This is a genomic window from Gramella sp. AN32 (assembly GCF_023718305.1).
Classification (GTDB): domain Bacteria; phylum Bacteroidota; class Bacteroidia; order Flavobacteriales; family Flavobacteriaceae; genus Christiangramia; species Christiangramia antarctica.
Genome location: NZ_QEYO01000055.1, coordinates 1 through 596, shown reverse-complemented (window position 1 = coordinate 596; position 596 = coordinate 1). Strand labels below are relative to the sequence as shown.

1 protein-coding gene is annotated in these 596 nt (G+C 39.9%); it reads left to right on the top strand.

What is annotated here, in order from left to right; translation table 11 throughout:
- Positions 1-596 (top strand): efflux RND transporter permease subunit (locus DHD80_RS19845; protein WP_251743211.1); only part of this gene is annotated, 596 nt, incomplete at both ends.

The following is a 596-nucleotide window of genomic DNA, read 5'->3' as shown; positions in this document are numbered from 1 at the left end:
GATATGCGATCTTTTTCTCGTTTTGGGCTTTCCATTGTGACCATAGTATTTGAAGAAGATACTGATCTCTATTGGGCTCGACAGCAAGTTCAAGAACGCTTGTCATTGGCAGCAAAAGATATACCTGAAGGTGTGGGAGAGCCTGAAATGGCACCTGTTACCACTGGCTTGGGTGAAATATATCAATATGTAATACATCCCGAAGAAGGGTATGAGGATCAATACGATGCTACCGAGTTACGCTCCATACAAGACTGGATTATTAAAAGACAGCTATTGGGAACACCTGGGGTTGCGGAAGTTAGTGGTTTTGGTGGATTTGTTAAGCAATATGAAATAGCTATAGATCCTAATAAACTTCAAAGTATGAATATTACTATTGAAGAAATTTTTACTGCGCTAGAAAAAAACAATCAAAATACCGGTGGGGCTTATATCGACAAGGGACCCAATGCATATTTCATACGTAGTGAAGGCCTCGTGAATAATTTGCAAGAGCTAGAGAAGATAGTTGTTAAAGTGAGTAATGGAACACCAATACTTGTTAGGGATGTTGCTAAAGTTCAATTCGGTCACGGAGTTCGATATGGAGCTGC